Genomic DNA, 13,928 nt, shown 5'->3' with positions numbered 1-13,928 from the left:
CAGCCGGCAGCGGCGGGTGTCGACGCTGCCGAAGGATGAACGCCATGCAGCACCTCATCGCTGTCGCCGAGAAGGTCGCGGCGCGGCTGACCGCCAAAAAGCAGACCATTGCCGTTGCGGAATCCTCCGCCGGCGGCCTGATCGCGGCGGCGCTGCTCGCGGTGCCCGGCGCCTCCGCCTATTTCCTCGGCGGCGCCGTGGTCTATACGCGCGACGCCCGCCGCGTGCTGATGGACATTCCGGACGAGGCGATGAAGGGCATCCGCTCGGCGTCGGAGCCTTATGCGGAGCTGCTGGCGCGGCAGATCAGGACGCGCTTTGCGACTGATTGGGGAGTGTCGGAGACCGGTGCCGCGGGTCCTGCCGGCAATCGCTATGGCGACGCGGCGGGACATGCGTGCTTCGCGGTTGCGGGGCCCGCGACCGCAGTCGTCACTCTGGAGAGCGGCCACAGCGACCGTTTTGCCAACATGCAGCTGTTCGCGAAAAGCGCGCTGGAGCTGTTACTCAAGAAACTCGACGAATAAACCGCTGTCGTCCCGGGCAAGCCCGATGACGCGCAGCGTCGGCGGGCGCCGACCCGGGACCCATACTCCGCAGCAGAAATGGGGCGCGACGCGAGACGTCACGAGCATCTCGCACCACGACTGCTCCCTGTGGTTATGGATCCCCGCGTTCGCGGGGATGACAGCGAGATTGGAGCGCTGCCCGCGGTCTCTGCAGGGACGGTAGCAGGGCCCTTCACTTCTCCCGGAACGCACGCATCAGCTGGTCGTGCAGCGGCTTCATCAGGTAGGAAATGACAGTGCGGTCGCCGGTCTGCACGAATGCCTCGACCGGCATGCCCGGAATCAGCTTGACGTCGCCGAGCCTTGCGATCTCCTCGGGCGGCATCGAGACGCGGATGGTGTAATAGCTCTGGCCGGTGCGCTGGTCGGTGGTGACGTCGGGCGAGACGCGGCTGACGACGCCGTTCAGCTCCGGCGTGGTGCGCTGGTTGAAGGCGGACAGCCGCAGCAACGTCTTCTGGCCGACCTGCAGCTTGTCGATGTCCTGCGGATTGACCTTGGCCTCGACCTGGAGATCATCGCTCTGCGGCACGATCAGCATGATGGTGTCGCCGGCGGTGATGACGCCGCCGACGGTATGGACGCTCGACTGCAGCACCATGCCGTCCTGCGGCGCGCGGATGTCGACGCGGCGAAGCTGGTCCTCGGCGGTGACCTTGCGCTCGACGAACTCGCCGATCTTGTCGGTGGTCTCGCGCAGATCCTTGGACACCTCGCTGACCATGTCCTTGTCGACCTGGATGATCTGCAGCTCGGTCTCGCTGATCTTGCCCTTGGCCTGGGCGCGCGCGGCGATGAATTGCGCGCGCTCGCCGTTGAGGCGGGCGGCGTCGCGCTCCAAGGTGGTCAGGCGCGACAGCTGCACCAGATGCTGCTCATAGAGCTGGCGCACGCCGTCGAGCTCCTTCTGGACCAGCGCGATCTCCTGGTCCTTGGCGCTGACCTGCGCGGAGAGTCCCTCGATCTCCTCGTTCAGCTGGGTGACGCGCTCGCGCAGCTGCGCCTTCTGACCAATGCGGCCGTTGACGCGGACCTCGAACAGCTTGGTCTCGCTCGCCGTCAGGCTCTTGACCTCGGGATCGCTCATGCGCTGCAGCAACTGCGGCGGAAACAGGATCTTGGCCCAGCCGCGCTGCTCGGCCTCCAGCCGGGCGGCGCGCGCCTGCAGCGCATCGAGGTTCTTGGTGACGATGGCGAGACTTGCCTTGGTCACGGTGTCGTCGAGCCGCACCACGATGTCGCCGGACTTGACGACGTCGCCGTCGCGCGCCCGAAGCTCGCCGACCACGCCGCCGGTCGGATGCTGCACCTTCTTGACGTTGGATTCGACCACGATCTGGCCGGGCGCGATCAACGCGCCGGAAATCTGCTGCGTCGCGGCCCAGCCGCCAAGCCCGCCGGCGACCGCAACGACGACGCCCATGCCGATCAGCAGGTGGCGGCGGATCGACTCGCGCACGCTCTCCGTCTTGCGGCCGCCAGGAAGTGGACCGGCAACGACCTGACTGCTCATGGCTTTGCCACTCCGGCTTCCGAGACGATCTTGATCGGCGACGGCGCACGCGGCTGCAGCACCTGCGCCAGCACCGTCTCCTTCGGACCGAACGCCTGGGCGCGGCCGTCCTTCATGACCAGCACCTGGTCGACCGCCTCGATGCCGATCGGCCGGTGCGCGACGACGACCACGATCGCGCCGCGCGCCCGCGCTGAGCGCACCGCGCGTGACAGCGCCTCGTCGCCTTCGGTATCGAGATTGGAGTTGGGCTCGTCGAGCACGATCAGGAACGGATTGCCATAGAGCGCGCGCGCCAGCGCCACGCGCTGCGCCTGGCCTGCCGACAGCGCGGCCCCCTGCTCGCCGATCTCTGTGTCATAGCCGTCGCGCATCTTGATGATCATGTCGTGCACGCCGGCTTCCTTGGCGGCGGCGATGATGCCGTCGGCGGAGGCCTGCGGATCGAAACGGCAGATGTTCTGCGCGACGGAGCCTGCGAACAATTCGACATCCTGCGGCAGATAGCCGATGTGACGGCCGAGCTCGTCCGTCGACCATTGGTCGAGCGCCGCACCATCGAGCCGGACATGGCCGCGCACCGGACGCCAGACACCGACCAGCGCCCGCACCAGCGATGACTTGCCCGACGCGCTCGGACCGATGATGCCGAGGCCATTGCCGGCCGACAACGCGAAGCTCACGTCCTGCACGATCGCCTTCTGGTCCCCCGGCGCGACGATCGAGATGGCCTCGACCGAGAGCTTGCCGACCGGCGGCTGCAGCAGGGTCGGCGCCGGTCGCTGCGGCATCGTCTGCAACAGATGGCTGAGACGGCGCCAGCTCTGGCGCGCGGCAACGAAGCTCTTCCAATGTGCGATCGCGAGATCGACGGGCGCCAGCGCCCGCGCGCTCAGGATCGAGCCGGCGATGATGATGCCCGCGGTCGCCTCCTGATGGATCACGAGATAGGCGCCGACCGCGAGCACCGCGGACTGCAGCATCATGCGCAGCACCTTGGCGATGGCGCCGAGGCCGCCGGCGACGTCGCTGGCGCGCTGGTTGCCGGCGAGATATTTTTCGTTGGTCTCGCTCCAGCGCGACAGCATGCGCCCGGTCATGCCCATCGCGACCAGGACCTCGGCGTTGCGGCGACTTGAGGTGGCGAGATCGTTGCGGCGGGCGGCGAGCCCCATCGCCTCCTTGGCCGGCGTGCGGGTGAGGAATTCGGTGATCAGCGTCAGGGCGACGAGGATGATGGCGCCGGCCAGCGCGGTAACGCCGAGCATCACGTGAAAAGCGAAGCAGATCGCCAGATACAGCGGCAGCCACGGCAGATCGAAGAACGCGCCCGGCCCCTGGCTGCCGAGGAAGCTCCTGATGTTATCGAGGTCGCGCAGCGGCTGCAGGCCCTCGTTGCGGCCGCCGGCGGACAGCGGCAGCCGCACCACGGTGTCGAACACCCGCGCGTTCAGGCTCTCGTCCAGCGCGGTGCCGATCCGGCCGAGAATGCGGCTGCGGATCATGTCGAGCGCGCCCTGGGCGGCGTAAAGCCCCGCGGCGATGATGATCAGGCCGATCAGCGTCGGCACGGACCGGCTCGGCAGCACCCGATCGTAGACCTCGAGCATGAAGATCGAGCCGGTGAGATACAGCAGGTTGATGATGCAGCTCATCACCCCGACGCCGATGAAGGCGCTACGGCAACCGCGCAAGGCATCGCTGAGCTCGGATTGCCTCACGTGAGGTGCAGCCGCCATCACCACCATCTCTTCAATTGATCAAATGAGCTACGTGGCCGCCGACCAAAAGCACAAACTGGCGGCAAACAAGGCGAAATATACTGATTCCCGCGGTGAGCGTCCAACGATGCTCACTTTAGCGTAAATTAGCTATGTGCTGGGGTATGTCGCGTGGCGCGGTGCAAACGTTCAGCCACGCCGGATCGCAAGTCCTAGAGCCGCCCGCCGGTCCGCACCAGCCGCACCACCAGCAGGAGAATGATGGCGCCGAGCGCGGAATAGACGATTTCCGACACGAGGCCGGTGCCGATCCGGACGCCAAGCCGCGGGAAGATCAGGCTTGCGACCAAGGCGCCGAGCACGCCGATCACGATGTCGCCGACCAGCCCGAAGCCGGTGCCGCGGACGATCTTGCCGGCCAGCCAGCCTGCAACCAGGCCAACGAACAGAATGACCAGGATACCTTCGTTCGATACGTGCATGGCGTGTCCTCATCCAGCGCGGACGATCGGTCCCACGCGTGGCAGCACCTTAGCGAGGCCGTTGCGACGCTTCGACACGCGATGGACGGTTTCGGCCGGTGAGGAGCGCGTTTCGGGCGAACCGTTACGTTGCCGCCACACTTGCCGGCGCCTCGGCCAGGACGCAGCGCGCCAGCCGCTGTGGTCCGAGCGCAATGTTCGGCGGCATCGCCTCCGAGCAGCGCGGCTGCGCCAGGCCGCAGCGTGGTGCGAACGAGCAGCTCCGAGGCGCCCGGTCGAGCGAGGGTGGCGTGCCGGGAATGGTCTGCAGCCGCTCGCCGCGCCTGGCACCATGGATCGTCGAAGCCAGCAGGCCGCGCGCATAGGGGTGCACGGGTTGGCGCACGATTTCGCGCAAGCTGCCCTGCTCCACGATCTCTCCGGCATACATCACGGCGAGGCGGTCGCAGATCTCGATCGCGACGCCGATGTCGTGGGTGACGAAGATGACGGACATGCCGAACTCGCGCTGCAGTTCGCGCAGCAGCAGCAGGATCTGGATCTGCACGGTGGCGTCGAGTGCGGTGGTCGGCTCGTCGGCCAGCAGCACTTTCGGCCGGCACGCCAGCGCCAGCGCGATCATCGCGCGCTGGCGCATGCCGCCGGACATCTCGTGCGGATAGGACTCCAGGCGACGCTTCGCCGAGGGAATCCTGACGACGTCGAGCATCTCCAGCGCCCGCGCCTGCGCTTCCGCAAAACTCCTGCCCTCGTGCCGCATGACGGTCTCGGCGATCTGCCGGCCGATGGTGTAGACCGGATCGAGCGCAAGCCCCGGCTCCTGGAAGATCATCGACACGGAGCGGCCGCGAAACTGCGACAGCTCCTCGTCGTTCATCGCCAGCACGTCGCGGCCCAGCACCTTGACACTGCCGGAGATCTGCGTCCGCTTGTTCGGCAACAGCCGCATCAGCGCCCGCATGGTCACGCTCTTGCCCGAGCCGGACTCGCCGAGCAGGCCGAGCACCTCGCCATCGCCGAGCGACAGGCTGACATCGTTCACCGCATGCACGGTGCGCTCGCCGGTGAAGCGGATGGTGAGATTGTCGATCTCGACGAGGTTGGTCATGGGGAGGCTATCTCACCTTGCCGTCAGGAACACCGTGGCCAATTGCGAAGTGAGCTGCGACCCTCCCCTGGAGGGGGAGGGTCGGCTCGCATGAAGCGCAGCGGAATGCGAGACGGGGTGGGGTGACAGCCCCTCCATGGACTTGCTTCCAAGGGGAGAGACCGTCACCCCACCCCGATTGCGCATGAGATGCGCAATCGACCCTCCCCCTCCAGGGGAGGGTGAGACCGTCGGACGGTATGCACAGGTCTCCCTCATGGCAGCGTCGGCACCCTGGCGTGGAAATCAGTCGCGCGCTGGAAGGCGGCGCCGATGGTCAGAATCGTAGCCTCATCGAAGGAGCGGCCGATCAGTTGCATGCCGACAGGAAGCCCCGTCGACGTGAAGCCGGTCGGGATCGCCAGCGACGGCAGGCCGAGATAGTTCACCGGGCGGGTGAAGCGGGTGATGCGCTGGATCACAGCTTCCGCACCCGGCGCGCCGCCGACATCGCTCTCGGCGATCGAGGGCGTCACCAGCGGCGACACCGGCGCGATCACGGCATCGACGCCAGAGGTTGCCGCGACATGCGCCGCCAGCGCCGCACCGCGCCAACGCAGCGCTTCGAGATAGGCGACGCCGGAGACGGCCAGAGCGTTCTGCAGCCGCATCAGCACCTGCGGGCCATAGTCCTGCGGACGCTCGATCATCCAGCGCTTGTGGAAGGCGGCCGCCTCGACCGCTAGCACGAGCTGGCAGGCTGCGGTGAGCTGGCGCTGATTCGGCAGCTCGACCTGAACCACATCGGCGCCCTCGGTCTTCAGCACCGCGATCGTCGCATCGAGACAGCGCGCCACCTCAGGATCGAGGTCGTCGACATAGAACGCCTTGGGCACGCCGATCCTGAGACCCTTGATCGAGGCCTGGGTGGCGGCGACATAGTCCGGCACGGGTGCCGCGCTGGCGGTAGGATCCTCGGAATCGGGACCAGCCATCAGCCCAAGGATCAGCGCACAATCCTCCGCGGTCTGCGCCAGCGGCCCGACCGTGTCGAGCGACTGCGACAGCGGCATCGCACCGGCGCGGCTGACGCGGCCCCAGGTCACCTTCAGGCCGGTGACGCCGCAGAAATTCGCGGGCATGCGGATCGAGCCGCCGGTATCGGAGCCGAGTGCCGCGAAGGTCAGGCGCGCGCCGACCGCCGAGCCGGAGCCGGACGACGAGCCACCGGTGACGTAGCCGAGCTTCCAGGGATTGTGCACCGGACCGTAATGCGCGTTGTGCCCGGTCGGGCCGTAGGCGAATTCGGCCATCTGCAGGGTGCCGAGCCGGATCGAACCGGCATCCTTCAGCCGCTGCAGCGCGGTCGAGGTCGTCGTTGCGACGAAGTCGCGCCGAATCAGCGAGCCGCAGGTCGAGATGTGGCCGGCCTCGTAATACATGTCCTTGTGCGCAAGCGGAACGCCGTGCAGCGGGCCCTTGGGGCCGTCCTTGGCGAGCGCTTCATCGGCCTCGGCGGCGGCCTTCAGCGCCGGCTCGGATTCGATCGCCATGAAGGCGTTCAGCTTCGGCTGCCACTGCGCGATGCGATGCAGGCAGGAGCGCGTCACCTCGACCGAAGAGAGCTTCCTGTCCGCAATCGCCTTCGCGACGTCGGTCAGGGTCATCAAGGCAGGTTCGGTGCTCATCGGCCCACCTTCAGCGTCTGCGCCAGGACGTAGCTCGCCGGCTCCAGGTCGAATGGGAGTGTACCGGCAACCGCGGCGAAGTTGTCGAAGGCCGGTCCGATCGAGTCGGCGATGCGGGTGGCAACCTCCTTGTCGACCGGCAGGCCGGAGGCCTCCGCGATGGCACTGACTTGCTGGGGCGTGGGTCTGGTCATTCCGCTTCTCGCTGCTGGTGTCTGCCCGTCAGGCGGCCGGCGCCCGGCTGTGTCCCGAGCCTGGGATCGCCATGTGGCAGGCGGCCTGATGGCCCATTGTATCCAGCTCCGTCAATCTTGGCGCGACATTCGCGCATGGCGGCTCGGCAAATGGACAGCGGGTGTGGAAGCGGCAGCCGGCGGGCGGATCGATCGGGTTGGGTGGATCCCCAGACAGCGGCGGCTCCTCCGTGCGCCTGTCGGGATCGGAGGACGGCATCGCCGCCAGCAGCGCCCGTGTATAGGGATGCGCCGGCCTGGCCCAGACCTCCTCGACCGGACCGAGCTCGACGACCTCGCCGAGATACATCACCAGCACGCGGTCGGAAATGTAGTTGATGACGTTGAGGTCGTGGCTGATGAACAGATAGGTCAGGCCGAACTCCCGCTTCAGGTCCATCAGCAGGTTCAGCACCTGCGCCTCGACCGACTTGTCGAGCGCCGACACCGCCTCGTCGAGGATCACCAGTCGCGGCGACAAAGCGAGTGCACGGGCGATGTTGACGCGCTGGCGCTGGCCGCCGGAGATCTCGTGCGGATAACGGTTGGCGAAGGTCTCGGGCCTCAGGCCGACCTTGCCGAGCAGCTCGCGCGCCAGCGCACGCGCCGCAGTGTCGGTCATGCCGTGCACCTTCGGCCCGAATGCAATCGACTCCTCGATCGTCAGCCGCGGATTGAGCGAGGCATAGGAGTCCTGGAACACCATCTGCATGCCGCGCCTGAGCTCGCGCAACGACATCTCGTGGCCGACCTGCCGGCCGTCGAAGATGATCTCGCCGGCATCGCGGTCCATCAGATGCATCAGGAGCCGCGCCGTGGTGGACTTGCCGCAGCCGGACTCGCCGACGATGCCGACCGTCTCGCCCTTGCCGATGACGAACGAGACGTCGTCGACGGCGCGCACGGTCTTGCGCGCGCCGAACAGGCCGCCACGCACCGGGAAATGCTTCGTCAGGCCATCGACCCGCAGCAGCGGCTGCGCCTTGCCGCCGAGGTCCTCGATCGGCTGCAGTCCGGTGACTTCCGATGCTTCATTCATGCCTCTCAGCTCCGGATGTCCATCGCGCTACGCAGGCCGTCGCTGAGCAGGTTGAAGCAGATGGAGACAGCGAAGATCATCACGCCCGGCAGCGCCGCCACCCAGGGATTGACGTAGATCGCCGTACGCAAGGTGTTCAGCATCAAGCCCCATTCCGGCTCCGGCGGCTTGGTGCCGAGACCAAGGAACGAAAGACCGGCCGCGAGGATCATCGATACCGAGATCAGGCCGGTGGCGTAGACGAAGATCGGCCCCAGCACGTTGCCGAGCATGTGCGCGCGCATGATCGTGAACGCGTTCGCGCCCGAGGCGCGCGCGGCCTCGACGAAATCGCGATTGCGCACACCCGTGGTGACGCTCTCGGCGACGCGGGTGATCTGCGGCACGAACACGATGGTCAGCGACACGATGGAGTTGGTGATCCCGGCGCCGAGCGCGCCCGAGATCGCGATCGCCAGCAGCACCGAGGGGAAGGCGTAGAACACGTCGATGGTGCGCATGATCGCGGTGTTGACCCAGCCGCCGACATAGCCGGCGACGAGGCCGAGCATCGTGCCGATGCCGAAGGCGAGGATCACGGGCGAGATGCCGATCAGCAGCGACAGCCGGCCGCCATAGATCAGCCGCGCCAGCATGTCGCGTCCCAGCTCGTCGGTGCCGAGCGGATAGTTCGGCGTGCCGATGTGGCGCAGGCGCCGAATCATCGAGCCCTGATAGGGATCCGCGAGATGCAGATAGGGCGCGAGCAGCGCGGAGAGAAAGATCAGCAGCAGGATCGCGACGCAGACCATGCTGAGCTTGTCGCGGACGATCCGGCGACCGACGGTCGCCCAATAGCCGCGTGCGTTCGCGATCGGCGCGGCCTGCAGCGAGGCGTCGTTGAGGGCGCCGGGGGTACTGACGCTCATCGTTAGCCTCGCTTGATGCGCGGATCGATCGCGGCCTGCGCGATGTCGACCACGAGATTGAGGATGACGAAGAACATCGCCAGCACCAGGATCGTGCCCTGCAAGAGCGGCAGGTCACGCTGGAAGATCGCCGAGTTCAACAGCAGACCCGAGCCGGGCCACGAGAACACAGTCTCGATCAGGATCGAGCCGCCCAGCATGTAGCCGAGCTGCAGGCCCATGACCGCCAGGGCGGTCGGCGCGGCATTCTTCAGCACGTGGCGGAACACCTGGGTTTCGCGCAGGCCCTTCGCGCGCAGCGCCTCGACGAAATCCTGGCTGAGGATGTCGCCGGTCAGCGCGCGCACGGTGCGCGTGATGATGCCCATCGGAATCACCGAGGTGGTGATCGCGGGCAGGACCAGGAAGCGGATATGGGCCCAGTCCCACGACCATGCGCCCGAGCCGGACGGACCGGCGCCAACCGCAGGCAGCCAGTTCAGCTCGACCGAGAAGATGATGACGAGCACCATGCCGAGCCAATAGTGCGGCAGCGATACGCCGGCGATCGCAATGGACGTCGCCACCTTGTCGATCCAGCTGTCGCGGAAATAGCCGGCGACGAGGCCGAAGAACAGGCCGAGCGAGAATCCGATGATGGCGGCTGCGATCGCCAGGGTCACGGTGTTGGAGACTGCGCGCAGCACCTCGGCGAGCACGGGACGGCCGGTGGCGATCGAGCTGCCGAGATCGCCATTGACGGCGCGCCACAACCACAGCCCGAACTGCACCGGCAGCGGCTTGTCGAAGCCATAGGCCACGCGCAGCTGCTGTGCCAGCTCCTGCGACGCGTCGGCCGGCAGCACCGCAACGAGCGGATCACCCGGCGTGATGTGAACGAGCATGAAGCAGACGAGCGCGACGCCGATGATGATCGGGATCGCATAGACCATCCGCCTGGCAGCATAAGAGAGCACGAGTCACCTTCATAAGCCTCTCCTCATCGGCGGAGAGTCGCGAGATACAAGCGGCACCAAGAAAGCTCCCCTCCCCCTTGCGGGGAGGGGTGGGGGGTGGGGGTCCACACAAAAACTGCCGCCGGAGTACCCCCCCTCCCCACCCCTCCCCCACAAGGGGGGAGGGAGCGCAGCGGGGCAAGCGGCGAGATCAGCCTGCGAACGTGGACAAATACTCCACCACGCGAACGGCTACTCCACCGAGATCGGCGAGAAGTCGATGAACCAGCTCTTCGGCTGCACCACGCCCTTCACCTTCGGGCTCATCGCGCGCGGGCCGACGTCGTGCGCCACGTAGAGGAACGCCGCGTCATCGACCGACGCCGCATGCAGCTCCGCCAGCGCCTTGTCGCGCTCGGCCGGATCGAAAGTCTGGCGCGCCTTCTTCACCAGCTCATCGAACTTCGGGTTGTTGATGAAACCCCAGTTGTTGGAGACCGGCGGCGCCATCGAGGACTGCAGGAAGCGCACCAGCGCAAAGAAGGGGTCCATCGCCGCGTAGGTGACGTTGGTGGCGCTGGCGCCGTTGGCGGACGGATCCTTGGCGCCGCGGCGCCAGTTGGTGAACAGCGTGTTCCACTCGATGACGTCGAGCTTGACGTCGAAATAGCACTCGGCCAGTGCCTGCTGCAGATATTCGTTCATCGGCAGCGGCTGCATCTGGCCCGAGCCCGACGCCGACGTCTGCGTCTTGACCTCGAGCTTCTTGTTCGGGCCGTAGCCAGCCTCCTGCATCAGCTTCTGCGCGGCCGCCTTGTCGTACTTGATCTCGAAGGTGACGTTGCCGCGCCAGGGATGGCCCTTCTCGAAGGTTCCGGTCGCCGGCACCATCAGGCCGGCAAGCAGGCCGTCGCGCAGGCCCTCGCGATCGATGCAGAGGTTGGCAGCCTTGCGAACGCGGATGTCGTTCCACGGCGAGCCTTCGACGCGCGAGAACTGCCAGGGCCAGACATGCGGCTGCTCGTTGGCGTAGAGCTTGAAGCCGCGCTGCTTGATCTCCGGCAGCGCATCCGGCGCCGGCGCCTCGACCCAGTCGACCTGTCCGGACAGCAGCGCCGCGGTGCGCGCGTTCGCCTCGGGCATCGGCAGCAGGATCATCTTGTCGGCCTTGGGCACACGCGCCTTGTCCCAATAGGCATCGTTCTTGACCAGCTCCAGCCGCTCGCGCGGCGTGAACTTCGCCATCTTCCACGGACCGGTGCCCGAGGCATCCTTGGCGAAGGCGGCCCAGGCGGCTTGCGACTTCGCCTTGTCGTCGGCGCCGGTCGCGGACTCATAGAGCTTCTGCCACTTCGTCGGGCTCGCCATGAACAGATTGGTGAGGTTGATCGGCAGGAAGCTGTCCGGCTCCTTTGTCGTCAGCTCGACGGTGAGATCGTCGATCTTGCGCGCCGATGCCAGCGTCGGCATGCGCGAGGCGGTGACGCCGACCTGGCTCAGATCGAACTGCGGCGCGTCCTGCTTCAGCACCTTCTCGACGTTCCACACCACGGCGTCGGCATTGAACGGCGCGCCGTCATGGAAGGTGACGCCGGGACGCAGCTTGAACGTCCACTTGGTCTTGTCGGCCTCGTCGACCTTCCACTCGGTGGCGAGGCCCGGAATGACGACGCTCGGCTTGTCCGCCGACGACAGGTCCCACATCGTCAGCGCGTCGTACATCGTGAGGCCGGTGAAGCGGTTGCCCTCGAAGCCCTGATCGGGCTGGCCGAGCGTGCGCGGAATGTCTGCGGCAGTCATGCCGATGCGCAATACGGTTTCCGCGCCCGCCTGCGCCGGCAGCACGAGGATGGCAGCGCTGGTCATCATGGCGGCCGCAACGGCCACGCGCGTCGTCATTGAGGTCGCAATACGCAAATGCACGATCAAGGTCTCCGATCAGCTGGCTAAATTCTGGGCAGCATTATGCAACGCCCATGCCAGCGGTGCTCCCGATCTCGTGCCTGCGACGCGAGGTCACAACCGTTTGTGCTCGAACGATCCGGTCAGAGGCTTGGCACCCCGATTGCAGGTCTTGCGCGTCGAATTTGATCCGGTTTCAACGGAGCTTCATCTTCATGCGTATCCGATTCTCATTACTCGCCACTACGCTCGCGCTCAGTCTTTCCGCGGTCGCGGCGCGGGCCGAAACGGTTCTGCGCTACGGCATCTCGATGGCGGACATTCCGCTGACGACGGGCCAGCCCGATCGCGGCGCCGGCGCCTATCAGTTTACCGGCTACACGATCTATGATCCGCTGGTGGCCTGGGACATGAGCATCGCCGACAGACCGGGCAAGCTCATTCCCGGCCTCGCCACCGAATGGAAGATCGACGAGGCCGACAAGACCAAATGGCGCTTCACCCTGCGCAAGGGGGTCAAGTTCCACGATGGCAGCGACTTCAATGCCGATGCGGTGATCTGGAATCTGGACAAGGTGCTCAACGATAAGGCACCGCAGTTCGACAAGCGGCAGAGCGCGCAGGTCAAAACACGCCTTCCCTCAGTCGCGAGCTACGCCAAGATCGACGACTCCACGATCGAGATCACCACCAAGACGGTCGACTCCTTCTTCCCCTATCAGATGCTGTGGTTCCTGATTTCGAGCCCGGCGCAGTACGAGAAGCTCGGCAAGGATTGGGACAAGTTCGCCAGTCAGCCCTCCGGCACGGGACCATTCAAGCTGACCAGACTGGTGCCGCGCGAGCTCGCGGAGCTCACCAAGAATTCCGAATATTGGAACAAGGACCGGCTGCCCAAGACCGACAAGCTGGTGCTGGTGCCGATGCCGGAGGCGCTGACGCGCACCAACGCGCTGCTCGCCGGCCAGGTCGACCTGATCGAGACGCCGGCGCCGGACGCCGTGCCGCAGCTCAAGGCGGCCGGCATGAAGCTCGTCGACAACGTCACGCCGCATGTCTGGAACTATCATCTCAGCGTGCTGCCGGGCTCGCCCTGGACCGACATCCGCCTGCGCAAGGCGCTCAATCTCGCGATCAATCGCGACGAAGTGGTCGGGCTGATGAACGGCCTCGCCAAGCCCGCCAAGGGCCAGGTCGACCCGTCGAGCCCGTGGTTCGGCAAGCCGACCTTCGAGCTGAAATACGATCTCGCCGCCGCGAAGAAGCTGGTCGAGGAAGCCGGCTATTCGCCAGCCAAGCCGCTGAAGACGACCTTCATCATCGCGCAGGGCGGCACCGGCCAGATGCTGTCGCTGCCGATGAACGAATATCTGCAGCAGAGCTTCAAGGAAATCGGCATCGACATCGACTTCAAGGTCGTGGAGTTGGAGACGCTGTACACGCATTGGCGCAAGGGCGCGGCGGACGAGATGAACGCCGGCATCACCGCCAACAACATCGCCTATGTCACATCGGACCCGCTCTACGCGATCGTCCGCTTCTTCGCCTCCGACCAGATCGCACCCGTTGGCGTCAACTGGGGCGGCTACAAGAATCCCAAGGTCGATGCGCTGATTGCTGAAGCCAAGCAGACGTTCGATCCGGCCAAGCAGGACGAGTTGATCGCGCAGGCGCATGCGGCTGTGGTCGACGATGCGGTGCTGGTCTGGGTCGTGCACGACACCAACCCGCACGCGCTATCGCCGAAGGTCAAGAAGTTCGTGCAGGCGCAACACTGGTTCCAGGACCTCACGACGATCGGGGCGGAATAACTGACCGGGCCGGCTGCCGTCGCGCTCGCAAAGAAAGAAG

12 protein-coding genes are annotated in these 13,928 nt (G+C 66.2%); 2 read left to right on the top strand and 10 right to left on the bottom strand.

What is annotated here, in order from left to right; all coding sequences use genetic code 11:
* The first annotated feature begins 44 nt into the window (after positions 1–44).
* Positions 45–527 carry a CinA family protein gene (locus tag QX094_RS15790; RefSeq protein WP_316169566.1) on the top strand — a complete coding sequence of 161 codons (483 nt, stop codon included), beginning with the start codon at positions 45–47 and terminating at the stop codon, positions 525–527.
* Positions 528–741: 214 nt separating this feature from the next.
* Here QX094_RS15790 and QX094_RS15785 read toward each other — a convergent pair whose 3' ends face one another.
* The 10 genes from QX094_RS15785 to QX094_RS15740 all read right to left on the bottom strand — a co-directional run bounded on the left by QX094_RS15785 (position 742) and on the right by QX094_RS15740 (position 12,074).
* Entirely contained in the window at positions 742–2,082 is a 1,341-nt protein-coding gene (locus tag QX094_RS15785) for an HlyD family type I secretion periplasmic adaptor subunit (protein ID WP_315713718.1), read from the bottom strand.
* A complete protein-coding gene (locus QX094_RS15780; protein WP_316172701.1) occupies positions 2,079–3,821 on the bottom strand; it encodes a type I secretion system permease/ATPase in 1,743 nt (580 codons plus the stop codon). The genes QX094_RS15785 and QX094_RS15780 overlap by 4 nt, the downstream gene beginning before the upstream one ends.
* Positions 3,822–4,015: 194 nt before the next feature.
* On the bottom strand, positions 4,016–4,285 hold the full coding sequence (locus QX094_RS15775; protein ID WP_315713716.1) for a GlsB/YeaQ/YmgE family stress response membrane protein: 270 nt from the start codon (positions 4,283–4,285) through the stop codon (positions 4,016–4,018).
* Between the two features lie 124 nt (positions 4,286–4,409).
* Positions 4,410–5,393, bottom strand: a complete 984-nt coding sequence (locus QX094_RS15770) for an ABC transporter ATP-binding protein (protein WP_316174583.1) — start codon at positions 5,391–5,393, stop codon at positions 4,410–4,412.
* A gap of 254 nt (positions 5,394–5,647) precedes the next feature.
* A complete protein-coding gene (locus QX094_RS15765; RefSeq protein ID WP_316174582.1) occupies positions 5,648–7,060 on the bottom strand; it encodes an amidase in 1,413 nt (470 codons plus the stop codon).
* On the bottom strand, positions 7,057–7,254 hold the full coding sequence (locus QX094_RS15760; RefSeq protein ID WP_009026147.1) for a hypothetical protein: 198 nt from the start codon (positions 7,252–7,254) through the stop codon (positions 7,057–7,059). Before QX094_RS15760 ends, QX094_RS15765 begins: the two co-directional genes overlap by 4 nt.
* A gap of 28 nt (positions 7,255–7,282) precedes the next feature.
* Complete coding sequence (locus QX094_RS15755) at positions 7,283–8,332, bottom strand: oligopeptide/dipeptide ABC transporter ATP-binding protein (RefSeq protein ID WP_316174580.1); 1,050 nt, start codon at positions 8,330–8,332, stop codon at positions 7,283–7,285.
* 5 nt (positions 8,333–8,337) lie between these two features.
* The gene (locus QX094_RS15750; RefSeq protein WP_315713712.1) at positions 8,338–9,240 is read right to left on the bottom strand and encodes an ABC transporter permease; all 903 of its coding nucleotides are present in this window, start codon (positions 9,238–9,240) and stop codon (positions 8,338–8,340) included.
* Positions 9,241–9,242: 2 nt separating this feature from the next.
* On the bottom strand, positions 9,243–10,196 hold the full coding sequence (locus tag QX094_RS15745; RefSeq protein ID WP_315713711.1) for an ABC transporter permease: 954 nt from the start codon (positions 10,194–10,196) through the stop codon (positions 9,243–9,245).
* A 231-nt stretch (positions 10,197–10,427) separates the two neighbouring features.
* Complete coding sequence (locus tag QX094_RS15740; protein ID WP_409998698.1) at positions 10,428–12,074, bottom strand: ABC transporter substrate-binding protein; 1,647 nt, start codon at positions 12,072–12,074, stop codon at positions 10,428–10,430.
* Positions 12,075–12,292: 218 nt separating this feature from the next.
* Between QX094_RS15740 and QX094_RS15735 the strand changes: the two genes are divergently transcribed.
* Entirely contained in the window at positions 12,293–13,888 is a 1,596-nt protein-coding gene (locus QX094_RS15735) for an ABC transporter substrate-binding protein (protein WP_315754955.1), read from the top strand.
* Positions 13,889–13,928 lie beyond the last annotated feature (40 nt).

The sequence above is a fragment of the Bradyrhizobium sp. SZCCHNS1050 genome, from assembly GCF_032484785.1.
Taxonomy (GTDB): domain Bacteria; phylum Pseudomonadota; class Alphaproteobacteria; order Rhizobiales; family Xanthobacteraceae; genus Bradyrhizobium.
This window is presented reverse-complemented; position numbering and strand designations above follow the sequence as displayed.

Bases quoted from the DNA above. Each gene is read 5' to 3' on its own strand.
- QX094_RS15790 (WP_316169566.1), top strand. From the start codon at position 45: ATGCAGCACCTCATCGCTGTCGCCGAGAAGGTCGCGGCGCGGCTGACC.
- QX094_RS15785 (WP_315713718.1), bottom strand. From the start codon at position 2,082: ATGAGCAGTCAGGTCGTTGCCGGTCCACTTCCTGGCGGCCGCAAGACG.
- QX094_RS15780 (WP_316172701.1), bottom strand. From the start codon at position 3,821: ATGGCGGCTGCACCTCACGTGAGGCAATCCGAGCTCAGCGATGCCTTG.
- QX094_RS15775 (WP_315713716.1), bottom strand. From the start codon at position 4,285: ATGCACGTATCGAACGAAGGTATCCTGGTCATTCTGTTCGTTGGCCTG.
- QX094_RS15770 (WP_316174583.1), bottom strand. From the start codon at position 5,393: ATGACCAACCTCGTCGAGATCGACAATCTCACCATCCGCTTCACCGGC.
- QX094_RS15765 (WP_316174582.1), bottom strand. From the start codon at position 7,060: ATGAGCACCGAACCTGCCTTGATGACCCTGACCGACGTCGCGAAGGCG.
- QX094_RS15760 (WP_009026147.1), bottom strand. From the start codon at position 7,254: ATGACCAGACCCACGCCCCAGCAAGTCAGTGCCATCGCGGAGGCCTCC.
- QX094_RS15755 (WP_316174580.1), bottom strand. From the start codon at position 8,332: ATGAATGAAGCATCGGAAGTCACCGGACTGCAGCCGATCGAGGACCTC.
- QX094_RS15750 (WP_315713712.1), bottom strand. From the start codon at position 9,240: ATGAGCGTCAGTACCCCCGGCGCCCTCAACGACGCCTCGCTGCAGGCC.
- QX094_RS15740 (WP_409998698.1), bottom strand. From the start codon at position 12,074: ATGACGACGCGCGTGGCCGTTGCGGCCGCCATGATGACCAGCGCTGCC.
- QX094_RS15735 (WP_315754955.1), top strand. From the start codon at position 12,293: ATGCGTATCCGATTCTCATTACTCGCCACTACGCTCGCGCTCAGTCTT.